The 21626-nt window shown below is 64.0% G+C and carries 22 protein-coding genes and 1 pseudogene; 10 read left to right on the top strand and 13 right to left on the bottom strand.

Annotated features, from left to right (window positions below; all coding sequences use genetic code 11):
• Window positions 1–19: 19 nt before the first annotated feature.
• The 4 genes from WM94_RS31170 (at window position 20) to WM94_RS18625 (ending at window position 3903) form a co-directional block, all read left to right on the top strand.
• Window positions 20–784, top strand: coding sequence for a methyl-accepting chemotaxis protein (locus WM94_RS31170; RefSeq protein WP_370464237.1), 765 nt, complete (start codon window positions 20–22; stop codon window positions 782–784).
• Between the two features lie 251 nt (window positions 785–1035).
• Window positions 1036–2157, top strand: a complete 1122-nt coding sequence (locus WM94_RS18635; protein ID WP_061551883.1) for a glycosyltransferase family 1 protein — start codon at window positions 1036–1038, stop codon at window positions 2155–2157.
• A complete protein-coding gene (locus WM94_RS18630; protein ID WP_015271659.1) occupies window positions 2150–2914 on the top strand; it encodes a DUF2334 domain-containing protein in 765 nt (254 codons plus the stop codon). The genes WM94_RS18635 and WM94_RS18630 overlap by 8 nt, the downstream gene beginning before the upstream one ends.
• Window positions 2911–3903 carry a lysylphosphatidylglycerol synthase transmembrane domain-containing protein gene (locus WM94_RS18625; protein ID WP_061551882.1) on the top strand — a complete coding sequence of 331 codons (993 nt, stop codon included), beginning with the start codon at window positions 2911–2913 and terminating at the stop codon, window positions 3901–3903. The genes WM94_RS18630 and WM94_RS18625 overlap by 4 nt, the downstream gene beginning before the upstream one ends.
• A 308-nt stretch (window positions 3904–4211) precedes the next feature.
• On the opposite strand, the gene purU is transcribed toward WM94_RS18625, so the two are convergent.
• Window positions 4212–5063: a formyltetrahydrofolate deformylase gene (purU, locus tag WM94_RS18620; RefSeq protein WP_061551881.1), complete on the bottom strand. Its 852-nt coding sequence runs from the start codon at window positions 5061–5063 to the stop codon at window positions 4212–4214.
• A gap of 284 nt (window positions 5064–5347) precedes the next feature.
• On the opposite strand from purU, the gene mvaT reads away from it, so the two are divergent.
• Entirely contained in the window at window positions 5348–5725 is a 378-nt protein-coding gene (mvaT, locus tag WM94_RS18615; protein ID WP_003259590.1) for a histone-like nucleoid-structuring protein MvaT, read from the top strand.
• Between the two features lie 85 nt (window positions 5726–5810).
• Here mvaT and sbcB read toward each other — a convergent pair whose 3' ends face one another.
• From sbcB to WM94_RS18600, 3 genes are all read right to left on the bottom strand, one after another.
• Window positions 5811–7244: an exodeoxyribonuclease I gene (sbcB, locus tag WM94_RS18610; protein ID WP_039613776.1), complete on the bottom strand. Its 1434-nt coding sequence runs from the start codon at window positions 7242–7244 to the stop codon at window positions 5811–5813.
• Between the two features lie 71 nt (window positions 7245–7315).
• Window positions 7316–7675, bottom strand: coding sequence for a PilZ domain-containing protein (locus tag WM94_RS18605; RefSeq protein WP_003259592.1), 360 nt, complete (start codon window positions 7673–7675; stop codon window positions 7316–7318).
• A 123-nt stretch (window positions 7676–7798) separates the two neighbouring features.
• A complete protein-coding gene (locus WM94_RS18600) occupies window positions 7799–8185 on the bottom strand; it encodes a hypothetical protein (protein WP_061551880.1) in 387 nt (128 codons plus the stop codon).
• Window positions 8186–8364: 179 nt separating this feature from the next.
• Here WM94_RS18600 and pyk point away from each other — a divergent pair, with 179 nt between their 5' ends.
• Window positions 8365–9819 (top strand): pyruvate kinase, encoded by a 1455-nt coding sequence (pyk, locus tag WM94_RS18595; protein ID WP_013974057.1) that lies wholly within the window; start codon window positions 8365–8367, stop codon window positions 9817–9819.
• Window positions 9820–9943: 124 nt separating this feature from the next.
• Here pyk and WM94_RS18590 read toward each other — a convergent pair whose 3' ends face one another.
• Complete coding sequence (locus tag WM94_RS18590; protein WP_061551879.1) at window positions 9944–10864, bottom strand: iron-sulfur-binding ferredoxin reductase; 921 nt, start codon at window positions 10862–10864, stop codon at window positions 9944–9946.
• Window positions 10865–11112: 248 nt separating this feature from the next.
• Between WM94_RS18590 and WM94_RS18585 the strand changes: the two genes are divergently transcribed.
• Window positions 11113–12636: a fumarate hydratase gene (locus WM94_RS18585; RefSeq protein ID WP_061551878.1), complete on the top strand. Its 1524-nt coding sequence runs from the start codon at window positions 11113–11115 to the stop codon at window positions 12634–12636.
• A 121-nt stretch (window positions 12637–12757) separates the two neighbouring features.
• Here the strand turns inward: WM94_RS18585 and WM94_RS18580 are convergent, their stop codons facing one another.
• A complete protein-coding gene (locus WM94_RS18580) occupies window positions 12758–13636 on the bottom strand; it encodes a carbon-nitrogen hydrolase family protein (protein ID WP_061551877.1) in 879 nt (292 codons plus the stop codon).
• Window positions 13633–14223: a GNAT family N-acetyltransferase gene (locus tag WM94_RS18575; protein WP_013974061.1), complete on the bottom strand. Its 591-nt coding sequence runs from the start codon at window positions 14221–14223 to the stop codon at window positions 13633–13635. Before WM94_RS18575 ends, WM94_RS18580 begins: the two co-directional genes overlap by 4 nt.
• A 115-nt stretch (window positions 14224–14338) precedes the next feature.
• Between WM94_RS18575 and WM94_RS18570 the strand changes: the two genes are divergently transcribed.
• The gene (locus tag WM94_RS18570) at window positions 14339–14737 is read left to right on the top strand and encodes a nuclear transport factor 2 family protein (protein ID WP_015271666.1); all 399 of its coding nucleotides are present in this window, start codon (window positions 14339–14341) and stop codon (window positions 14735–14737) included.
• A 124-nt stretch (window positions 14738–14861) separates the two neighbouring features.
• Here the strand turns inward: WM94_RS18570 and WM94_RS18565 are convergent, their stop codons facing one another.
• The 6 genes and pseudogenes from WM94_RS18565 to WM94_RS18540 all read right to left on the bottom strand — a co-directional run bounded on the left by WM94_RS18565 (window position 14862) and on the right by WM94_RS18540 (window position 19709).
• The gene (locus WM94_RS18565; protein WP_039613779.1) at window positions 14862–15440 is read right to left on the bottom strand and encodes a DJ-1/PfpI family protein; all 579 of its coding nucleotides are present in this window, start codon (window positions 15438–15440) and stop codon (window positions 14862–14864) included.
• A gap of 51 nt (window positions 15441–15491) precedes the next feature.
• Complete coding sequence (locus WM94_RS18560; RefSeq protein ID WP_015271668.1) at window positions 15492–16649, bottom strand: phosphatidylserine/phosphatidylglycerophosphate/cardiolipin synthase family protein; 1158 nt, start codon at window positions 16647–16649, stop codon at window positions 15492–15494.
• 1 nt (window position 16650) lies between these two features.
• On the bottom strand, window positions 16651–17232 hold the full coding sequence (locus WM94_RS18555; RefSeq protein ID WP_061551876.1) for a YceI family protein: 582 nt from the start codon (window positions 17230–17232) through the stop codon (window positions 16651–16653).
• A 44-nt stretch (window positions 17233–17276) separates the two neighbouring features.
• On the bottom strand, window positions 17277–17573 hold the full coding sequence (locus tag WM94_RS18550; RefSeq protein ID WP_013974066.1) for a hypothetical protein: 297 nt from the start codon (window positions 17571–17573) through the stop codon (window positions 17277–17279).
• Window positions 17570–18649, bottom strand: a pseudogene (locus WM94_RS18545) (serine hydrolase domain-containing protein). Before WM94_RS18545 ends, WM94_RS18550 begins: the two are co-directional and overlap by 4 nt.
• Window positions 18650–18821: 172 nt before the next feature.
• A complete protein-coding gene (locus WM94_RS18540; protein WP_025340513.1) occupies window positions 18822–19709 on the bottom strand; it encodes an acyl-CoA dehydrogenase in 888 nt (295 codons plus the stop codon).
• Window positions 19710–19869: 160 nt separating this feature from the next.
• Here WM94_RS18540 and olsB point away from each other — a divergent pair, with 160 nt between their 5' ends.
• Window positions 19870–20625, top strand: coding sequence for an L-ornithine N(alpha)-acyltransferase (gene olsB / locus WM94_RS18535; protein WP_013974069.1), 756 nt, complete (start codon window positions 19870–19872; stop codon window positions 20623–20625).
• The gene (locus tag WM94_RS18530; RefSeq protein ID WP_061551875.1) at window positions 20625–21413 is read left to right on the top strand and encodes a lysophospholipid acyltransferase family protein; all 789 of its coding nucleotides are present in this window, start codon (window positions 20625–20627) and stop codon (window positions 21411–21413) included. Before olsB ends, WM94_RS18530 begins: the two co-directional genes overlap by 1 nt.
• Window positions 21414–21626: the final 213 nt, after the last annotated feature.

Genomic DNA, 21626 nt, shown 5'->3' with positions numbered 1-21626 from the left:
CAGTGCCTCGAACTCGTCGATGACCAACTCCGACGAACAGTCCAACCGCACCAACAGCGTGGCCGCCGCCATCAACGAACTGGGCGCCGCCGCCCAGGAAATTGCCGGCAACGCCGCCCAGGCCTCGCAGCACGCCAGTTCGGCGCGGTTGCTGGCCGAAGAAGGGCAGCAGGTGGTGGAACGCAACATTGCGGCAATGAACCGCCTGTCCGACCTGATCGTCACTTCCAGCGCGCACATCGAGACGCTGAACAGCAAGACCGTCAACATCGGCCAGATTCTCGAGGTGATCACCAGCATTTCCCAGCAGACCAACCTGCTGGCGCTGAACGCGGCCATCGAAGCGGCCCGTGCCGGTGAAGCCGGGCGTGGTTTTGCCGTAGTCGCCGATGAAGTACGCAACCTGGCGCACCGCACCCAGGAGTCGGCGCAACAGGTGCAGACCATGATCGAGGAACTGCAGGTCGGCGCGCGCGAATCGGTCGAGACCATGGACCAGAGCCAGCGCCACAGCCAGGACAGCATGCAGATCGCCAACCAGGCCGGTGAGCGGCTGGACAGCGTTACCGTGCGCATCGGCGAGATCGACGGCATGAACCAGTCGGTAGCCACCGCCACCGAAGAGCAGACCGCCGTGGTCGAGGCGATCAACATGGACATCAACGAGATCAACATGCTCAACCAGGAGGGCGTGGAAAACCTGCAGGCCACCCTGCGTGCCTGCTCCGACCTGGAGCAGCAGGCCGGCCGCCTGAAGCATCTGGTGGGCAGCTTCCGCATCTGACAAGTGCTACTCCTCTCTGTGTAGGAGCAGCCTTGTGCTGCGAAGAGGCCAGTACAGGCAATACAACTGTGTTGCCTTCTCTGGCCCCTTTGCAGCACAAGGCTGCTCCTACAACGCTTGTGCAGCCTACCCTCTTCCCAACCCCGCCCAACCCCGATCGAACAAACTATCCTTCTGATAGGTCAACCTTTAGGCGCGTCATCGCCGGCCCGTTAACGCCGGATGACAGACCCGAAGACGATCCCGGAGGGATGCTGATCGTGCACATCGCCGACATCACCATGTTCTACGCCCCCGCCAGTGGTGGCGTACGTACCTATCTTGATGCCAAACACCACCGCCTCGACGCCATCCAGGGCGTCCGCCACAGCTTGCTGATACCCGGTGCCAGCGCCCAGCACGCCGATGGCATATACCAGGTGCCCGCACCGCCGCTGCCGTTCGGCAATGGCTACCGCTTCCCGGTACGCCTGGCCCCTTGGTGCAATGTGCTGCGCAGGCTCAAGCCCGACCTGATCGAAGTCGGCGACCCCTACCTGACCGCCTGGGCTGCGCTGGAAGCGCGGCGCAAGCTCGACGTGCCGGTAATCGGCTTCTACCATTCCGACCTGCCGCTGCTGGTCAGCAATCGCATGGGCAACTGGTTCACCCCCAATGTCGAGGCCTATGTCAGCAAGCTGTACGGCAATTTCGACCGGGTCCTGGCCCCCAGCCAGGTCATGGCCGACAAGTTGCGCCGCCTGGGGGTGCGCGATGTACACGTGCAGCGCCTGGGCGTCGACCTGGCCACCTTCAACCCCAACCAGCGCGACCCGCAGCTGCGTGCCGAACTGGGTATTGCCGAAACCAGTCGCCTGCTGATCTACGCCGGCCGTGGCTCGCGAGAAAAGAACCTGCCAGTGCTGCTCGACTGCATGCAGCACCTGGGCCACCCCTACCACTTGCTGTTGGTGGGTTCGAACATGCCGGCCAACGTACCGCGGAACGTCAGTGTGATCGGTCACTTCTGCCCGGCACCGGAAGTCGCCCGGCTGATGGCCAGCGCCGACCTGCTGGTGCATGCCGGTGACCAGGAAACCTTCGGCCTGGTCATTCTCGAAGCGATGGCCAGCGCCACGCCGGTAGTGGCCGTGCGCGCAGGTGCTTTCGGCGAAATCGTCAACGAACAGTGCGGGCGCTTGTGCCGCCCCAACGATAGCCAAGCCATGGCGACGGCCGTGCAAGAGGCGTTCGAAGCCGGTGTGCGCACGCTTGGGGTACAGGCCCGTCGCCATGCCGAGCAGCACTATTCGTGGGACAACGTGGTCACCGGCCTGCTGCAGCACTACCAGGCTGTGCTCGGCCACCAGCCACAGGTGCGTGCCCATGGCTGAGCCGCTACCGGCATCGCGCAGCCTGATGCTGGTGCTGCACGATGTCGCGCCCGAAACGTGGCCGGACTACCAGCCTTTCGTCCAGGCCGTCGACGCCATCGGCGGCATCCCCATGACCTGGCTGGTGGTGCCGGACTTTCACCACCGCAACCCGCTGCAACGCTCGCCTACCTTCTGCCGCTTGCTGGAACGGCGCCTGGCCCAGGGCGACGAGCTTGCCCTGCACGGCTTCTACCATGCCGACAGCGGGCCACCACCGCGCACACCCGGCGAATACTTCATGCGCCGCATCTATACCCACGAAGGGGAATTCTACGCCCTTGACCAGCAGCAGGCCCTGCAACGCCTGGAGCACGGCCTTGCACTGTTCGCCCAGCAGGGCTGGCCAGTGGCAGGCTTCGTCGCGCCTGCCTGGCTGATGAGCGAAGGCACCCGCCAGGCACTGCGCCGTCTGCCGCTGCGCTACACCAGCACGCCACAGCACCTGTATCGTTTACCGGACTTCACCGCGATCAAGGCCCCAGGGCTTGTCTGGAGTGCACGCAGTGCCTGGCGCCGTGGCCTGTCACGGGTGCTGTGCGACTGGCAATGCCGGCGCTGGCGCGACGCCCAGACCCTGCGCCTGGGCCTGCACCCGGTGGACATGCGCCATCGCGCGTCCCGCGACTATTGGCTGAACACCTTGCACACGCTACTGGCACAGGGCCGCGAGCCGCTGACCAAGTCCACCTGGCTCGACCGCCAGGCCAGCGTATGAACCGCCTGGCCTGGCTGGCCCTGGCACTGCTGGGTGCCGTGCTGGTGCCGGCCCTGCTCGGTGGCAGCGAGCTGCTGCCGAGGCTGCAGCGCTTCGCCCCCAGCCTCATGCTGACCCTGCTGGGCATGATCCTGCTTTGCTGGGTCATCAACGCCATCCGCTTGCGCCTATTGCTCGGCCAGCAAGGAGCAAGGCTTGGGCGTCTGCGCAGCCTGGGTGTGGTGATGGCTACCGAGTTCGCCATCTGTACCACCCCCGGCGGCAGCGGCGGCCCCTTGACCCTGATGGCCCTGCTGGCACGTGACCGGATAGGCCCGGCGCGCAGCGGCGCGGTGTTTGCCATGGATCAGCTGAACGACCTGGTGTTCTTTTTCTGCGCGATGCTGGCTATTGCCGGCTATGCGCTGTTCCACAGCCTGGGCCGCAGCCAGGAGAGCATGTTGCTGGGCAGCGCGTTGCTGCTGTGCACGGCACTGGCCGGGGTGATCGGCCTGCTGCGCTACCGGCGCACGGTGATGCGCGTGAACGGCAGGTTGCTGCGCCGCCTGGGCATGAGCCGCCAGCGCAAGCGGCGCTGGGCACGCAAACTGCTACGCTTCATCGATGCACTGGCGCAGACCTGGCGCCTGCCCAAGCGTACGCTGACCTTGGTGTTCACCCTGACCTGCGCCCACTGGGGCCTGCGCTACAGCGTGTTGTATCTGGTATTGAGGGGGTTGGGGGTAGACTTGGCGTGGATCCCCAGCTTCCTGGTGCAGATGCTGTCGCTCAGTGCTGGCCAGTTCAGCCTGTTGCCGGGTGGTGCCGGCGCCGCCGAGCTGACTTCGGCCAGCCTGCTGACGCCACTGGTGGGCAGTTCGACCGCGGCTGCGGCGATCCTGATATGGCGGGCGGTCACTTACTACTTTTATCTGCTGGCGGGTGGGCCGGTGTTTGTGTGTCTGCTGGCGCGCCCGCTGCTGGAGCGTTGGCGGCGTCAGGCGGGTTGAGCTGCTGCCAGAGTTCCGCGGCGCCGGGGAAATCGGTGCCATCGGTGTCGGCCAGGGCTTCGGGATCGTAGCGGGCCAGGCAGCCTTCACCGAGGGTGGGTGGGGGTGAGGCGGTGGGGTGATTGCGAGTCTTCGCCATTACGTATCCCTCAAGATTGCCGGGGGCGCTTTGCGCCCCTTTCGCGACACAAGGCCGCTCCTACAGGAGTTACGCGACGCAGTGCCGGTACGCGATCCCTTGTAGGAGCGGCCTTGTGTCGCGATGGGCTGCAAAGCTGCCCCAGAACCTCACAGGCAACCAGTCTGTATCAGTCAAACACCACAGTCTTGTTGCCATGCACCAGCACCCGGTCTTCCAGGTGATAACGCAGGCCACGGGCCAACACCATCTTCTCCACATCACGGCCAAAGCGGACCATGTCATCGATGCTGTCGGCATGGCTGACACGCACCACGTCCTGCTCGATGATCGGACCGGCGTCCAGCTCTTCGGTAACGTAGTGGCAGGTCGCGCCGATCAGTTTCACACCACGCAGGGCCGCCTGGTGATACGGCTTGGCGCCGACGAACGACGGCAGGAAGCTGTGGTGGATGTTGATCACCTTTTCAGCATAGTCCTGGCACAGCTGCGGCGGCAGGATCTGCATGTAGCGGGCCAGCACCACCACGTCGGCGGCATGCTCCTGCACCAGGCGCGAAACTTCGGCAAAGGCCGGTGCCTTGTCCTTGGGGTCGACCGGTACATGGAAGAACGGAATACCGTGCCACTCAACCATGCTGCGCAGGTCGTTGTGGTTGGAGATCACGCAAGGGATCTCGCAGTCCAGTTCATCGGTGTGCCAGCGGTGCAGCAGGTCGGCCAGGCAGTGCGACTCGCGGCTGGCCATCAGTACCACGCGCTTTTTCTGCGCCGAGTCGGTAATGCGGCAGGTCATGGAGAACTCTTCGGCGATCGGCGCAAACGCCTCACGGAAGGCTTCGATACCGAACGGCAGCGATTCGGCGCGGATTTCATGGCGCATGAAGAACCAACCGCTCTGCTCATCGGAGTGGTGGCTGGCTTCGTTGATCCAGCCATTGTACAAGGCCAGGAAATTACTGACTTTCGCCACGATGCCAACACGGTCGGGGCAGGCGATCACCAGACGATAGGTGCGCATGAATGAGACTCCAGAACTTCGCAAAGGCGCTCATTCTAGCGGCCCGCCAGGAAAAACGCAGTATTGATCGCAGCGGCCGTGGCCTGTGTTCCTGACGAGATGCACTGCCGGCATTCTCTGACAGACATGACGAAATGCAGGGTTAATTGTAAATTTTTGTTCACGTAGAGAAATGGTTGTCGCAGCTTAGTTAACAGTTAATTGCCCAACAATATGTTTACTTGCGAGTATTGCCTGTCTATTATTGCCCCACACATTTCTGAACACGCATTAAGGAACACTCCATGTCCCTGATCAACGAGTACCGCGCTACCGAAGAAGCCATCAAGGAACTTCAGGCCCGCCTGGCCAACCTGTCGCAGGATGACAAGCTGAAGAAAGAACTGGAGTTCGAAGGCAAACTGCGCACACTGATGGGCGAATACTCCAAGTCGCTGCGCGACGTGATTGCCCTGCTCGACCCAGAGTCGAAACTGAGCAAGGCACCTCGTGGTGCGGTCAAGACTACCGCCACCAAGCGTGCACGCAAGGTCAAGCAATACAAAAACCCGCACAACAATGAAGTGATCGAAACCAAAGGCGGCAACCACAAGACCCTGAAAGAATGGAAAGCCAAGTGGGGTGGCGATGTGGTTGAAAGCTGGGCGACCCTGCTGGACTGATTGTCCGCACACGCCTGCTGCTTATCGCAACAAGAACGCCGGCATATTGCCGGCGTTTTTGTTTGTCCGCGTTTTGTGCCAGCGCTCAGCCAACTGCATACTGTGCCTGCAATTGCCTGGCATGTACCTGCCAGGCATCCAGCACACGCCGCCCGGCATCGTCAGCGCCCTCCCAGGCTTGCTGCCGCGCCTGTTCGAAGTCGCCCAGCGTATTCGGCGCGCCCCACTGCGGGTCGCTCAGGCGCTGCTGGCAGAAGCTGAACCAGCGTTGCCGCTCTTCGCCGGTCAGGGTCTCGGGGAAGTTGCGCGCCCGATAGCGGAACAACAGTTCAGGCAGGCGCGGGTCATCGAACATCCACTGCCCACGGCTCAACTGCGCCGGTTCCAGTGCACGAACTTGCTCGCATAAGCGGCGGTCACGGTCCCCCAGAAAACCGTCATACAACTGTTGTTCCGGGTCTTCACTCGGGGCAAAGTCTTCCTTGCCGTAGATGTGTTCCAGCTTGTCTTGCCATTGCGCCTGTTGCTCGGCCAATTCCTCGCCGCGCAATTGTAACAACGTCAAGTCCAGGCCCAACCGTTGTTGATCGGCCGGGCGCAATACCGAAAGTGGCGCCAGTACCGGGCAGCGATTGATCTGCACCAATTTGAGCGGCACGGGTAATTCGCCTTCGGCCAGTTCTTCATGGCGGGTATACAAACGCTGGCGTAGAACTTCAGCACTTTCCCGTAGTAACGGTAGGGTTTCCTGATGCAGGTCGCACACAATCAGTGCATTGCGATTACGCGGGTGCCAGGCCAGTGGCAATACGACACCAAGGTAATTGCGTGCCGCCGAAAAGCGCCCGGATATATGCACCAGTGGCTGCAACAAACTGATCTGCTCCATCACTTTATGCTTGCTGCGCAACTGAAACAGCCAGTCATACAACTTGGGCTGTTTCTGACGGATCAGGCGGGCCAGGGCGATGGTTGCCCGCACGTCGGAAAGCGCTTCGTGGGCATGCCCGTGGTCGATGCCATTGGCCTTGCTCAGCAGTTCCAGACGCAGGCTGGTGCGCCCGTCCTGTTGCGGCCACTCGATGCCGTCCGGGCGCAGTGCATAGGCCGTGCGCACGATGTCGATCAGGTCCCAGCGGCTGTTGCCGCCCTGCCACTCTCGGGCATAAGGGTCGAAAAAGTTGCGGTACAGGCTGTAACGGGTCACTTCGTCGTCGAAGCGCAGGGTGTTGTAGCCGGCACCGCAGGTACCAGGGTGCGCGAGTTGCGCATGCACCCGGGTCATGAACTCCGCTTCGCACAAACCCTGCTCGGCCAGCAGTTGCGGGGTGATGCCGGTCACCAGGCAAGCCGCTGGGTGCGGCAGGATATCGTCGGAGGGCCGGCAATAAAGGCTGATCGGCTCGTCGATTTCGTTGAGGTCGAAGTCGGTGCGCACGCCGGCCACCTGCAGCGGCCGGTCGCAGCGCGGGTTGATGCCGGTGGTTTCGTAGTCGTGCCAGAAAATGCTGGAGGTCACGGGGTCGTCCTGTATCGAGGTCGACCCGATTCTAGCGCGATTCCAGTCGCTGGGCCCGGGGCTCAGCAGGCTCAGGCAGATGCGTTGGCGGGGCGGAAACTGAAATAGTCACGCAACGAACGGACGAATTCATCGTACTCGCGGGGGGCCTGCAGCAGCATGAAACCGGAATCGTAGTGCCCGGGCGTCTGGTCTTCACGGCACCACAGGCAGCTGGCGGTAAGGTTGACGAATTGATGCCCGCCACCAAGCAGCGGCAGGCGTAATTGCAGATCGTAGTCGGGCCCGACCAGCACAGGTAGCTGGCTTATCAGCATCAGCCCGTCTTCAGAGGCGTTACCCAGCTGGCCGATGGCCTGGCCGGTAATGCGGTTGAACACCTTGAGAACACAAGGCAGCTGATGGCGTTCGATGTGGCGCTTGTTGAACATGATCGCAAGTGCAGTCCGTATCCGATGCCAGGAATACGTGGAACTGGCGGTTGTTGTAACAACTGAGTTACAGATTAGCGCAGCGCGCGCGGCAAATCCCGTGAAATAAAACACACCTTGGTGTTAACGCCAAGGTGCGGCGGTCACCGGTTTTGCCACGGCGGCTTCGGTGCCGCGCAAATGGCCGAGTTTCTCCAGGGTCTGCAGGCGTGCCTGGGCACGATATGCGTATTCATTGCCCGGGTACTGCTGGATCAGGTACTGGTAGGTCTGCGCCGCATCCACGTACAAGGCCTGGCGCTCCAGGCACTGGCCGCGCAGCAGCGACACCTCGGGGTGGATGAACGGTCGTGCACGGCTGGTGCGGTCGACCTGCGACAGCTCGAGCATGACCCGTGCGCAATCGCCACGGTCGTAGGCACGGTAGGCATTGTTCAGGTGGTGGTCCATGGACCAGCGGGTGCAACCGACGGCGCTGGCCGCCAGGGCTAAAACGATCAGGGCTCGCATGGGGGTCTCCTTTGATGCCAGTGTATCGGCCTTTGCCGGCAAATCTTCACACCCTTTTGCAAGGATGCCCTGCCCGTTCAAATGCCACCCTGCCTCGGTCGCAGGTAGTGCAACGGAACAATGACTACAGCGAGATTCAGGAGTAGCCTTTCGCTGCGCTTCACTATAGGAGTCTGTGCATGAGCATCCGCCGTACCAAAATCGTCGCCACCCTTGGCCCCGCCAGCAACTCGCCGGAAGTGATCGAACAGCTGATCCTCGCCGGCCTGGACGTGGCACGCCTGAACTTCTCCCACGGCACTCCGGACGAGCACAAGGCCCGCGCGCGCCTGATCCGTGACATCGCCGCCAAGAACGGCCGCCATGTTGCACTGCTGGGCGACCTGCAGGGTCCGAAGATCCGCATCGCCAAGTTCGCCAACAAGCGTATCGAATTGAAGATCGGTGACAAGTTCACCTTCTCCACCGCCCACCCGCTGACCGAAGGCAACCAGGACATCGTCGGTATCGACTACCCCGACCTGGTCAAGGACTGCGGCGTTGGTGACGAACTGCTGCTCGACGATGGCCGCGTGGTGATGCGCGTCGAGACCGCCACCGCAGATGCCCTGCACTGCGTGGTGATCATCGGTGGCCCGCTGTCCGACCACAAAGGCATCAACCGTAAAGGTGGCGGCCTCACCGCACCGGCCCTGACCGAGAAAGACAAGGCCGACATCAAGCTGGCCGCGGAAATGGACCTGGACTACCTGGCCGTGTCCTTCCCGCGTGACGCCAGCGACATGGAATACGCGCGCAAGCTGCGCGACGAAGCTGGCGGCAGCGCCTGGCTGGTGGCCAAGATCGAACGCGCCGAAGCGGTGGCCGACGACGAGACCCTCGACAAGCTGATCCTCGCATCCGACGCCGTCATGGTCGCCCGTGGCGACCTGGGCGTGGAAATCGGCGACGCCGAGCTGATCGCCATCCAGAAGAAGATCATCCAGCACGCCCGCCGCAACAACAAGGCGGTGATCGTGGCGACCCAGATGATGGAGTCGATGATCCAGAACCCGATGCCGACCCGTGCCGAAGTGTCCGACGTGGCCAACGCCGTGCTGGACAACACCGACGCGGTGATGCTGTCGGCCGAGAGCGCCGCCGGTGCCTACCCGATCGAAGCTGTCCAGGCCATGGCCCGCATCTGCCTGGGTGCCGAAAAGCACCCGACCAGCCAGAAGTCCAGCCACCGCCTGCACACTACCTTCGAGCGCTGCGACGAGAGCATCGCCCTGGCGGCCATGTACACCGCCAACCACTTCCCAGGCGTGAAGGCGATCATCGCCCTGACCGAGAGTGGCTACACCCCGCTGATCATGTCGCGCCTGCGTTCGCACGTGCCGATCTTCGCCCTGTCGCCGCACCGCGCCACCCAGGCCCGTGCCAACATGTTCCGCGGCGTGTACCCGATCGCCTTCGATCCGGCCTCGCTGCCGGCCGACAAGGTGAGTCAGGCAGCGGTCGACGAACTGCTCAAGCGTGGCCTGGTGGAGCAAGGTGACTGGGTAATCCTGACCAAGGGTGACAGCTACCACACCATCGGTGGCACCAATGGCATGAAGATCCTGCATGTCGGTGATCCGCTGGTCGGTTGATCCTGCTGAAAGGGGGCCGCTTTGCGGCCCTTCGCGACGCAAGGCCGCTCCTACAAGGGATACGCATTCCCCTGTAGGAGCGGCCTTGTGTCGCGAAAGGAGGGCAAAGCCCTCCCCTGCTCACTCAGGCATGCTCGACAAACACATCGGCAAACACCTGCCCCCGTGGCACCCCGGCAATGAACAGCCGCCGGGCAAACCGCTCGACACTCCCCGGCGCCCCGCACACCAGCGCCACCGTCTGCCGCGATGACGGCCGCAACCCGGCCAACGCTTCATCCAGCCGCTCTGCCAGTACCAACTCGACACTCACATCCGCCATCTTGCGCAACGGCTCGGCCAGATAATGCCCAGCGTCCTCGCGCGCCACATGCATGACCCTGATTTCCCCTTGGTGCCCCTGCCGCAGAGCCTCGCGCAAGATGCCCCACAACGGCGCCAACCCGGTCCCCGCCGCCAGCAACCACAGCGGCCGCTGCTGCCAGTCCGGGTCGTAGTGCAAGGCCCCTCCCCTGAGCTCGCCCAGGCGCAGCACATCACCCAGCTGCAAGCCACGGGCCTTGTCACAAAAGGCGCCGGGGTGCTGGCAGTCGATATGAAACTCGAGGAAATCATCTTCGCCCGGCAGGCTGGCCAAGGAGTAAGGCCGCGCCACCGCGCCATTCCACAGCACCACATGCTGCCCCGCCTGGTAACGCATTGCCCGTTCGGGCCGCAGCCGCACGCGCAGCACATCGCCGAACCAGTCCAGGGCACAGACCTGCGCCGGCAGGCCATCCTGCTGCGGGTCGAACAGCGCCACGCGCAGATCTTCGACTACCCGACACTGACAGGCCAGCCGCCAGCCCTGGGCATGCTTGTCCGGCGCCAGGGCTTCGGGCATGGCATCCAGCGGTTGCCCGCCCAGGCAGTGCACCAGGCAGGCATGGCAACTGCCGGCGCGGCAACTGTAGGGTACGTTCAGCCCGGCCTCGTTCAAGGCATCGAGCAGGTTGCTGCCGGTCGGCACCGCCCAGCGGCGCTCGCCCACGCAAAGTACGGGCATGGTCGGTCTTTCTCCACATATCACAGTGCACTTTAAGCCAAGCACGCAACGGCAGCAAAAAGGATGCCCAACCACTGCCGACCATGGTCCAGACCGACCGCAGGTGTGCCCGGCACGGATGCGCGCTATACTGCCGCGCCTTTTTCCGTCGGCCTGACCTGCCGGCGCCTTGCAAGGCGCTTCGACACGCTGGTCGGCACCGTCGAGCGCCGTAATGAATGTTCCCGTCTTTAAGAGGAGCGCGCTGCATGACCGTGATCAAGCAAGACGACCTGATTCAGAGCGTCGCCGACGCCCTGCAATTCATCTCGTACTACCACCCCGTCGATTTCATCCAGGCCATGCACGAGGCCTATCTGCGTGAAGAATCGCCTGCTGCGCGCGATTCCATCGCCCAGATCCTGATCAACTCGCGCATGTGCGCCACTGGCCATCGCCCGATCTGCCAAGACACCGGTATCGTCACCGTGTTCATCAGCGTGGGCATGGACGTGCGCTGGGACGGCGCCACCATGAGCGTCGACGACATGATCAACGAAGGTGTGCGTCGCGCCTACAATCTGCCTGAAAACGTCCTGCGCGCTTCGATCCTGGCCGACCCGGCCGGTGCCCGCAAGAACACCAAGGACAACACCCCGGCAGTGATCCACTACTCCATCGTCCCCGGCGACAAGGTCGAGGTCGATGTCGCAGCCAAAGGCGGCGGCTCGGAGAACAAGTCGAAGATGGCCATGCTCAACCCGTCCGACTCGATCGTCGACTGGGTACTGAAGACCGTCCCGACCATGGGCGCTGGCTGGTGCCCGCCTGGCATGCTCGGCATCGGCATCGGCGGTACCGCCGAGAAGGCCGCCGTCATGGCCAAGGAAGTGTTGATGGAGTCCATCGACATCCACGAACTGAAAGCCCGTGGCCCGCAGAACCGCCTGGAAGAAATCCGCCTGGAGCTGTTCGAGAAGGTCAACCAGCTGGGCATCGGCGCCCAGGGCCTGGGTGGCCTGACCACCGTGCTCGACGTCAAGATCATGGACTACCCGACCCACGCCGCTTCGCTGCCGGTGTGCATGATCCCCAACTGCGCCGCCACCCGCCACGCCCACTTCGTGCTCGATGGCTCCGGCCCGGCCGAGCTGGAAGCGCCGTCGCTGGACGCCTACCCGGAAATCGTCTGGGAAGCCGGCCCGAGCGCCCGTCGCGTCAACCTCGACGCCATCACCCCGGAAGAAGTCGCGAGCTGGAAGCCGGGCGAAACCATCCTGCTCAACGGCAAGATGCTGACCGGCCGCGATGCCGCGCACAAGCGCATGGTCGAAATGCTCAACCGTGGCGAAGAGCTGCCGGTGGACCTGAAAGGCCGCTTCATCTACTACGTTGGCCCGGTCGACCCGGTCGGTGACGAAGTGGTAGGCCCAGCCGGCCCGACCACCGCCACCCGCATGGACAAGTTCACCCGCCAGATCCTCGAGCAGACCGGCCTGCTCGGCATGATCGGCAAGTCCGAGCGCGGCCCTGCCGCCATCGAAGCGATCAAGGACAACAAGGCCGTGTACCTGATGGCCGTCGGCGGTGCTGCCTACCTGGTGGCCCAGGCCATCCGCAAGTCGAAGGTCCTGGCCTTCGCCGAGCTGGGCATGGAAGCGATCTACGAGTTCGAGGTCAAGGACATGCCGGTGACCGTTGCCGTGGATAGCAACGGTGAGTCGGTACACATCACTGGCCCTGCCCTGTGGCAGAGCAAGATTGCCCAGAGCCTGGCAGTTGAAGTGAAGTAAATCTGCTGCAAAAGCGTCACGGCCCTGCTCTTTGTAGGAGCAGCCTTGTGCTGCGAAGAGGCCTTGTGTCACTCACAGATATTTGGGTGAGCACAGGCCCATTCGCAGCACAAGGCTGCTCCTACAGAGGGCAGATCCGGTCAAACTGCTCCGGCCAGTCCCTGCGGGTAAACACCTGCCCTTCCCGCCTCACCCGCCGTACTTCCTCAAGGTCCACCTCACAGACCAGCCACTGACTAGTGGCAGGGCTCGATTCTTCACTCAAGGCCACCACCCCATCCCCCGGCATCCCATGATCCGGCGGCACGAACAGCCCTGCCCGGCCGATATTCTCGTCCAGCGCCGGCGACCAGGGCGCCAGCCCGACCGTGGGGCTCTGCATTACCGCAATCTGGTTCTCCAGCGCCCGCGCCTGGGCACCGATGCGCACCCGGTGGTAACCCGCCTCGGTGTCGGTACAGCTCGGCGCCAGGATCAGGTCGGCACCACCCTCCGCCAGGCGCCGCGCCAGCATCGGGAATTCGTTGTCGTAGCAGATCAGGATGCCCAGGCGCCCCAGTTCAGTGTCGAACACCTGCAGCCCCTGGCCCGCGGCTATGTCCCACTGCTCCCGTTCGAAACGGGTCATCATCAGTTTGTCCTGGTACCCCAGCACACCTTGGGGGCCGAACAGCCAGGCACGGTTGCGGTAGCGCCCATCGCTGTCCAGCACCGGTACGCTACCCGGTTGCAGGTAGATTCCCCAGCGCCGGGCAAGGCTCTCGCACAAGGCCCTCCAGGGTTCGATCAGCGGCTGGATACCGGCGATGGAAGCCTTCAGGTCACCCCGCTGCTCGGCACTCAGCTGCCCGCTGAGCACCAGGCCGGCGTACTCCGGCAACAGCAGCAAGCGGGCCCCCGCGTCCACCGCCTCGGCGCACAGGGCTTGCAGATGATCGGCGTAGGCCTCCCAGGTTTCATGCAGCTCGATGGCGTACTGGCAGGCCGCCAGGCGGATCATATCGGCAGTTCCTTGAGCCAGAACGACATCAGCTTGTCGGAGCTTTCCTGCTCGTCCAGGTCGCGCCAGGCGTAGCTGGTGCGCAGCGACGGGTCGTGCAGGAAGCCGCGGTTACGCCAGAAGCCATGCAACGGCTTGTAGTCCGCAGGCCGCCGCGGATGCACACCTGGCCGCTCGACCGCACAGAACGCGCAATAGTCGAACTCGGCCAGCTTGTGTGCGTAGGACTCGCGCTCGATGAAAAAGCGCACCCCTAGGCCCTGGCCACGGTACTCGGGCAGTACCACCGATTCACCGAAGTAATACACGCTGGCCGGGTCGCGCCCCTGGGCCAGGAACGGCTGCTGGAACTCGGGGGCGACATCCACCAGCGGCAGGCCGGTGGAGGCGCCGACCACCTTGCCGTCGTCCAGCGCCAGCACCACCAGGCTGCGCCCGGAGCGGGCATAAGTGGCCAGGTAGTCGGCCTCGTACTCCGGGGTGCCGTCATAAAGGTAGGGAAACTCGCGAAACACGGTAAGGCGCAGGCGAGCGAGGTCATCGATGTAAGGCGCGATAGCGGCGCCGTGCAACAGGCGTATTTCCATGCTTGGCGGTCGTTTTGTCGATGTGGATGACGCGCTCGGCTAAGCCGGGCTTGAGGGGAAACCCTATCATCCGGAGCGACAACCCGCCTTTTCCCTCCACGACAGGTATTGTTCCATGACCGCTACTGAACTGGTAAATGCTTACTACGCCGCCTTCAATGCGGGCGACATGCCGGCCTTTCTCGCCCTGCTCAGCGAGGATGTGATCCACGACATCAACCAGGGCGAGCGGCAGATGGGCAAGGCCCGGTTTGCAGCGTTCATGGACAAGATGAACCGCTGCTACCGCGAGCGCCTGGCCGATATCGTGGTGATGCAGAACGCCGACGGCAGCCGCGCGGCGGCGGAGTTCACCGTGCATGGGGAATATCTGGCCGATGACGAAGGGTTGCCGGCGGCCAACGGGCAGACCTATGTGCTGCCGGCAGGGGCGTTCTTCTATATCCACTGCGGAAAGATTGCCCGGGTGACCAACTACTACAACCTCAATGACTGGGTTGAGCAGGTGGGTTAAGCCTGGTTGAGCTGTGTTGCCTGCACTGGCCTCATCGCCGGCAAGCCAGCTCCCACAGGTACTCCACAGGTCTTGAAACCTTCGCTAAACCTGTGGGAGCTGGCTTGCCGGCGATAAGGCCCTGTCAGGCAATACGGGTACCAAGCACCTTGAGGAATGCCGCCAACCACGCCGGATGCGCCGGCCATGCCGGTGCCGTCACCAGGTTGCCCTCCACATGCGCCTGGTCCACCGCGATATCGATGAACGTCCCGCCCGCCAAGCGCACTTCCGGGGCACACGCCGGGTACGCACTGCATTCGCGCCCTTCCAGCACGCCGGCCGCCGCCAGCAACTGGGCGCCATGGCATACTGCCGCGATCGGCTTGCCGGCCTGGTTGAATGCGCGTACCAGCTCCAGCACCTTTTCATCCAGGCGCAGGTACTCTGGCGCACGACCACCAGGGATCAGCAGCGCGTCGTAACTCTCGGGCCGTACACGCACGAAGTCATAATTCAAGGCAAAGTTGTGCCCCGGCTTTTCGCTGTAGGTCTGTTCGCCCTCGAAATCATGAATCGCGGTACGCACCGTCTGCCCCGCGACCTTTTCCGGGCATACCGCATGCACCGTATGCCCGACCATGCTCAGCGCCTGGAACGGCACCATGACTTCGTAATCTTCTACGTAGTCGCCGACCAACATGAGAATTTTCTTTGCCGTCATCGCACCCACTCCTTCGATTGCCTTGAGCCAATCACTGCACGATAGCTGGTCTCAGTCACGACGGTCGAGCAAGTTGACCACCAACCGGTCCAGCCACCCCCACAACCGCTGCTTCACCCGGCGCCACAGCGGCCGGGCATTCCAGTGGCCCAGGTCGACCACCTCGCTCAAGGCGAAATCACGCTCGAAACTGGCCTGCACGGCAGCCGTCAGGGGCGGGTCGAGTGCCTCGATATTGGCCTCGAGGTTGAAGCGCAGGTTCCAGTGATCGAAGTTGCATGAGCCGATACTGACCCAATCGTCGATCAACACCATCTTCAGGTGCAGGAAACACGGCTGGTACTCGTAGATACGCACCCCGGCGCGCAGCAGACGCGGGTAATAGCGATGCCCGGCGTAACGTACCGATGGGTGATCGGTGCGCGGCCCGGTCAGCAGCAGCCGCACATCGACCCCCTTCCCGGCAGCCCGGCGCAGCGACCGGCGCACGCTCCAGGTCGGCAGGAAGTAAGGCGTGGCCAGCCACACTCGCTGCTTGCCGCTGTTGATCGCGCGCACCAGCGAATGCAGGATGTCCTGGTGCTGGCGGGCGTCGGCATAGGCCACCCGGCCCATGCCCTGCCCCTGCGCAGGCACCTTGGGCAGGCGCGGCAGGCCAAAGCCCTCGGCGGGGCGCCAGGCTGTGCGACGGTTGTTGGCGTGCCACTGGCGGTCGAACAGTAACTGCCAGTCGCTTACCACCGGCCCTTGCATCTGCACCATCACCTCGTGCCATTCACTGGTCGCCTCGCCGGGCGTCCAGAACTCGTCGGTGACGCCCGTGCCGCCCACCACTGCCCAGCGTTCGTCCACCAGCAGCAACTTGCGGTGATCGCGGTACAGGTTGCGCAAGCCACGCTTCCAGCGCAGGCGGTTGTACCAGCGCAGGTACACACCTGCGTCCAGCAGGCGCTGACGCAACTTGCTGTTGAAGGCCAGCGAGCCATAGTCGTCGAACAGGCAGCGCACCCGCACGCCACGTCGGGCAGCCTGCTCCAGCGCTTCGACCACCGCATCCGCGCAGTCACCGGCCTCGACCAGGTACAGTTCCAGGTCGACCTGGAACTCGGCGCGCATGATCGCCAGGAGCATGCGCGGAAAAAACTCGGGGCCGTCGATCAGCAGTTCGAACTGGTTGCCATCCCGCCAGGGAAAGACCGGCCCCGGCATGTCAGCGGGCGGTGAAGATCAGCACCGCGCTAACCGGCACCGACGGGTTGATGGACTTGAGCCCGGCGAACTTGCGCAGGCGTTGCAGCCCCGGCAGCAGGCCGAAATCCTCGGCGCGCAGCACCAGGGGCTCCAGGGTCACCACCTGGATGCGTCGCTCGTCCAGGCGGGTGGCCAGCAGCAGGGCGTTGTAGCTGTGGGACTGGCCATGCAGGGTCACGGTCAATGGCAGGCGCAGTTCGATCTGGGCACCGTTGGCCAGGTCGTTGATCGGCCGTAGGTCCAGTTGCGCCTGCACCTTGGCTTCGGCAAAGCGCTCGACCTCGAACAGGTCCTCGCGCATGCGTTCATCACGCAGCGGAATACCGCTGCTCACCGAGTCCATCTCGATGCTCAACCCGGCCACACCCTTGCGGTCGACCGTGCCATGCAGCACCAGGAAGCGGTGCACTTCGGCGGTGTTACCGTTCTTGCCGGTAATGAACGAAAGGCGCGAAGACTCGCCATCGAGGTGCCAGTTGGCATGGGCGGGCAGGCAAAAAGCCAGCAACAAGGCGGGCAGCAGGCGGGGCAGCTTGAACATGACAGATCTCGTGAAACCAGGCCGCCAACCTTACCCGCCCGTCTTCACGGCAGCAAGCGGCAGCCCTCGCGCGGGCCTTGCCAGGCAGCCTGGTTGCGACGGCCCAGGCCTTCGGCGGTAACCTGCCGCTGTTGGCTGTCTTCCTCCAGCAGGCTCAGCGGCAGCCATTGCTTCACGTAGCCTTGGCAATACGCCGGCTCGAACCCCATGACGAAGCGGCACGAGCAATATTCCTTGGCCGAGTAGGCCGAAAGGATACCGGGGAAGTCCGCCAGGGCCTGGCGCTCGTGCCAGGCCCAGTACACCACTCCCAGCAACACCACCAGCAGCACCCGCTTCATGCCCCCTCCCCAGCCAGCGCCGCGAGTATCCGCTTGAGCAGTTCATCGTGCTGATAGCTGCCGTCGCGGTCATCGGCGTAACGCACGATCACCAGCTTTTGCGCGGGCAGCACGTACAGCGCCTGGCCCCAGTGGCCAAGGGCTGCGTAGGTGTCCGCGGGAGCACTCGGCCAAGGCCGGGCAGCGCCGGGCAGCGGCTGGTTGAGCCACCAGTGGCCACCGGGGTTGGCCTCGCCGGGCAGTGCTTCGGCATCGGCAAACGGCGTGCGGTTGAAAGCCACCCAGGGCTTGGGCAGCAATTGCCGATCCTGCCAACGCCCGTCGCGCTGCATCAGCAGGCCGATGCGCGCCAGGTCGCGAGCGCTGAGGTACAGGTAGGAGGAACCCACATAGGTACCCGCGCGGTCCCGCTCCCATACCGCGCTGTCGATCCCCAACGGAATGAACAACGCATGCCAGGGGTAGTCGGGGTACTGACCGGCATCGAGCATGCCGCGCAACGCGGCGGCCAGCAGGTTGCTGTCGCCACTGGAATAGAGAAACCGCTGGCCCGGGCTGGCCACCGCTTCCCGCGCCGCCGTGTAGGCCGCCATGTCCTCGCGGCCACGGGTATACAGCATGGCCACCACCGAGGACTAGAGCGGGGCGTACTCGTAGTCTTCCTGCCAGTCCAGGCCGCTGGCCCAATGCAGCAGATCGGCCATGCGCACGCCGGGATGGGCGTGCATGGCCGGGTAGAAACGGGTCACCGGGTCCTGCAGCTGGAAGCGGCCTTCGCCCTGGGCTACGCCCAATAGCGTGGCGAGTACGCTCTTGCTGATCGACCAGGTGAGGTGGGCGGTGGCGGCGGTACTGGGGGCGGCGTAGCGTTCGTGGAGGATGCGGCCGTTGCGGATGATCAGCAGGGCGTCGGTGCGGATGCCGCTGCGTTCGGGGGTGGTGCGTGCGGGGAAGGCGTAGGCGTCGACGGCTTGCCAGTCGAGGGGGGTGTTGTCGATTGGCCAGTCGGGTTCAGGCCAGTCTTCGGCCCGGGCACAACCCGCAACCATTATCAGGATGATCAACAGTACCTTCATCGTGATCGCCGTTATTGGGGCCGCTGCGCAGCCCTATCGCGACACAAGGCCGCTCCTACAGGTACAGCGTCAGCCTGAACTTGACGCGTTCCCCTGTAGGAGCGGCCTTGTGTCGCGATAGGGCCGCAAAGCGGCCCCAGGATTCATCGGATCACACAAACCTATCAGGCATTCATGACAATCCCGCAGCGGCCCAAGCCTTGTTCAGCCGCTTCTCCCGCGCCGCCGCCGCCAGCGCCATCACCCCCTGGTCACGCTGCCAGATCTGCGCCCACTGCGCCGGCCCCGCCGCCAACGCAGCATCGATCTCCCCTCGCAGCGCCTGGAACTGTGCAAACAATCCCCCCAGCAACAAATGGCAACCAACGCTATCGGCGCACTGCCGGCTACCTTCGGCACACCCGGCCAGCAGCCCAAGCAACTGTAGGCGCAGGGCCTGCGGCCAGGCGCACTCCTGCCCCACGCCATACAGCCAGGCCGTCAACGCCGTAAGCACATACAAGTCCTCCAGCGAACGGAACGGCTTCACATAGGCATCCCAACCATCACCGGCCAGTAGCTCGCACGCCGCCTGCTCCAGCACCAGTCGCCCATGGCCCACCTCCGGCATCAGCGGCAGCGTCGGCAGCGCTTCCAGCGTCACACCTGGCTCCCCGGGGTAGACCACCGCCAGGTTCAACTGCGGCGCCGCGCCCGTCGCCTCGCAGCGCGCCGCCACCAGCAGCCATTCCGCCTCCAGGCCGGCAGTGACGAAGTCCTTGCTACCGGTCAGCCGCAAGCCGTCAAGGCGCGTGCGCATGTCCGCCGGCCGCACGCTGCGCCGTTCGGTGGCGCACAGGGCGCCGAGGCTGGGTGGAGCACTGGGCCACAGCACGCGCAAGGCGGCCTGGTAGCCGACCAGGAAGGCCAGGCCCGGGGTGGCCATCGCGCGCCCACCGAGCACCGCCAGTTCAAACGGGGCAACCGGGCCAAGGCGCTCGAGCAGCGCGGCATAGGTTTCGCCCAGAGTGCCCGCCAGCGCTTGGCGAAGCGGGTCGTTGAGTCGTTGCAACCAGGCCATCGGTCGGCTCCTTGCTGAAGGGCTTTCAGTTGTGGCTCAGGGGGTGTCACGCAAGCATCACCAAAGATTCACATGGGTGACACCCCATCTACCTAGGCTGACTTTGCACAACAAAGCCGACCGGCCGCAACCCTTCATGGCTGGCTTATGGAGACTCGTAATGACTCGGATCGCTCACGCTGGCGACAACAGCACCGAACGCCGTCTGCAAGCCGAACGCCTGGTTGGCGCCACGGCCCTGCAGGAAGCCCAGGCCCTGCGCTACAAAGTGTTCAGCGCCGAATTCAAGGCCAAGCTCAAAGGAGCCGAGCAAGGCCTGGACATGGACGACTACGACGTGCACTGCCGCCACATTGGCGTACGCGACCTGAGCACCGGCGAGCTGGTGGCCACCACCCGCCTGCTCGACCATCAGGCCGCCAGCAGCCTGGGCCGCTTCTATAGCGAAGAAGAATTCAGCCTGCATGGCCTGTTGCAGCTGCAGGGCCCGATCCTGGAGCTGGGCCGAACCTGCGTAGCTCCCGACTACCGCAACGGCGGCACCATCGCCGTGCTCTGGGGCGAACTGGCCGAAGTGCTCAACGAAGGCCGCTACAGCTACCTGATGGGCTGCGCCAGCATCCCCATGCAGGATGGCGGGGTACAGGCCCATGCGGTGATGCAGCGCCTGCGTGACCGCTACCTGTGCACCGAGCACCTGCGCGCCGAGCCGAAGAACCCATTGCCCAACCTGGCACTGCCGAACAACGTCATCGCCGAGATGCCACCGCTGCTAAAGGCGTACATGCGCCTGGGCGCGAAGATCTGCGGCGAGCCATGCTGGGACGAAGACTTCCAGGTGGCCGACGTGTTCATCCTGCTCAAGCGCGACGAACTGTGCCCACGCTACGCCCGCCACTTCAAGGCAGCGGTCTGATGCCGAAGCTGCGGGTAATGGCCCGCCTGACTCGACTGCTGCTGGTACTGCTGCTGGGCATGCTGATGGCCAGCGTGATCGCCCTGGGCGAACGCCTGGGGTTCAAGACGCCCATCGAGCGCCGCCAGCGCTGGACCTGCCTGTTCATGAAGCGCCTGGTCGCGGCCCTGCCCTTCGATGTGCGGGTGATCGGAGAGCTGCCCCAACGGCCAATGCTGTGGGTCAGCAACCACGTGTCCTGGACCGATATCCCGTTGCTTGGCATGCTGCTGCCGCTGTCGTTCCTGTCCAAGGCCGAAGTGCGGCACTGGCCGGTGGCCGGCTGGCTGGCGGAAAAGGCCGGCACCTTGTTCATCCGCCGTGGCGGGGGCGACAGCCAGCGCCTGCGTGAGCAGATCGCCAGGCAACTGGGTCTTTCCCGGCCGCTACTGATCTTCCCGGAGGGCACCACCACCAGTGGCCGTACCCTGCGCACCTTCCATGGTCGCCTGCTGGCAGGTGCCATCGACCGTGGCGTGGCGGTGCAGCCGGTCGCCATCCAGTACCTGCGCGATGGCCAGATCGACCCGATTGCACCGTTCATTGGTGACGATGACCTGGTGTCGCACCTGATGCGCCTGTTCGCCCAGCCGCGGGGCGAGGTTTGCATTCACCTGCTGCAGCCGATCGGCAGCGTGGGCAAGGAGCGAGCGGTGCTGGCGTTGCAGGCGCAGCAGGCGATTCACCTGGCGTTGTTCGGGGTTGAGGAAGTTGAGCTCGCGCCACGGCGGCAAGCGCGGGCTGCCTGAGTTTTATGCACTGCCTGTTCTGGCCCTTTCGCGGGTGAACCCGCTCTCACAGGGATGGCACTCATCCTGAGTTCTGTGGTGTACCTGTGGGAGATCACCCAGCCCTTCCGGGCTGCGCTGTCGCGCAGCAAACATGAGGCGCATGACTTCAGATCTGTGGCAGCGCTGACATTTTGAAAAAGAAAAGGCGGCTGGCCTATTAGGGCCAGCCGC

The organism is Pseudomonas sp. ABFPK (assembly GCF_001586765.1).
In the GTDB taxonomy this organism is placed as follows: Bacteria; Pseudomonadota; Gammaproteobacteria; order Pseudomonadales; family Pseudomonadaceae; genus Aquipseudomonas; species Aquipseudomonas asiatica.
The sequence above is the reverse complement of the archived record's forward strand: the minus strand, read 5'-3'. Positions and strand labels throughout refer to the sequence as shown.

Bases quoted from the DNA above. Each gene is read 5' to 3' on its own strand.
- WM94_RS18575 (WP_013974061.1), bottom strand. From the start codon at position 14,223: ATGGAAATACGCCTGTTGCACGGCGCCGCTATCGCGCCTTACATCGAT.
- WM94_RS18555 (WP_061551876.1), bottom strand. From the start codon at position 17,232: ATGTTCAAGCTGCCCCGCCTGCTGCCCGCCTTGTTGCTGGCTTTTTGC.
- WM94_RS18580 (WP_061551877.1), bottom strand. From the start codon at position 13,636: ATGATCCGCCTGGCGGCCTGCCAGTACGCCATCGAGCTGCATGAAACC.
- WM94_RS18630 (WP_015271659.1), top strand. From the start codon at position 2,150: ATGGCTGAGCCGCTACCGGCATCGCGCAGCCTGATGCTGGTGCTGCAC.
- WM94_RS18635 (WP_061551883.1), top strand. From the start codon at position 1,036: ATGCTGATCGTGCACATCGCCGACATCACCATGTTCTACGCCCCCGCC.
- WM94_RS18570 (WP_015271666.1), top strand. From the start codon at position 14,339: ATGACCGCTACTGAACTGGTAAATGCTTACTACGCCGCCTTCAATGCG.
- WM94_RS31170 (WP_370464237.1), top strand. From the start codon at position 20: ATGACCAACTCCGACGAACAGTCCAACCGCACCAACAGCGTGGCCGCC.
- WM94_RS18530 (WP_061551875.1), top strand. From the start codon at position 20,625: ATGCCGAAGCTGCGGGTAATGGCCCGCCTGACTCGACTGCTGCTGGTA.
- WM94_RS18625 (WP_061551882.1), top strand. From the start codon at position 2,911: ATGAACCGCCTGGCCTGGCTGGCCCTGGCACTGCTGGGTGCCGTGCTG.
- WM94_RS18560 (WP_015271668.1), bottom strand. From the start codon at position 16,649: ATGCCGGGGCCGGTCTTTCCCTGGCGGGATGGCAACCAGTTCGAACTG.
- mvaT (WP_003259590.1), top strand. From the start codon at position 5,348: ATGTCCCTGATCAACGAGTACCGCGCTACCGAAGAAGCCATCAAGGAA.
- WM94_RS18540 (WP_025340513.1), bottom strand. From the start codon at position 19,709: ATGGCCTGGTTGCAACGACTCAACGACCCGCTTCGCCAAGCGCTGGCG.
- WM94_RS18550 (WP_013974066.1), bottom strand. From the start codon at position 17,573: ATGAAGCGGGTGCTGCTGGTGGTGTTGCTGGGAGTGGTGTACTGGGCC.
- olsB (WP_013974069.1), top strand. From the start codon at position 19,870: ATGACTCGGATCGCTCACGCTGGCGACAACAGCACCGAACGCCGTCTG.
- WM94_RS18590 (WP_061551879.1), bottom strand. From the start codon at position 10,864: ATGCCCGTACTTTGCGTGGGCGAGCGCCGCTGGGCGGTGCCGACCGGC.
- WM94_RS18585 (WP_061551878.1), top strand. From the start codon at position 11,113: ATGACCGTGATCAAGCAAGACGACCTGATTCAGAGCGTCGCCGACGCC.
- WM94_RS18600 (WP_061551880.1), bottom strand. From the start codon at position 8,185: ATGCGAGCCCTGATCGTTTTAGCCCTGGCGGCCAGCGCCGTCGGTTGC.
- WM94_RS18565 (WP_039613779.1), bottom strand. From the start codon at position 15,440: ATGACGGCAAAGAAAATTCTCATGTTGGTCGGCGACTACGTAGAAGAT.
- pyk (WP_013974057.1), top strand. From the start codon at position 8,365: ATGAGCATCCGCCGTACCAAAATCGTCGCCACCCTTGGCCCCGCCAGC.
- purU (WP_061551881.1), bottom strand. From the start codon at position 5,063: ATGCGCACCTATCGTCTGGTGATCGCCTGCCCCGACCGTGTTGGCATC.
- WM94_RS18605 (WP_003259592.1), bottom strand. From the start codon at position 7,675: ATGTTCAACAAGCGCCACATCGAACGCCATCAGCTGCCTTGTGTTCTC.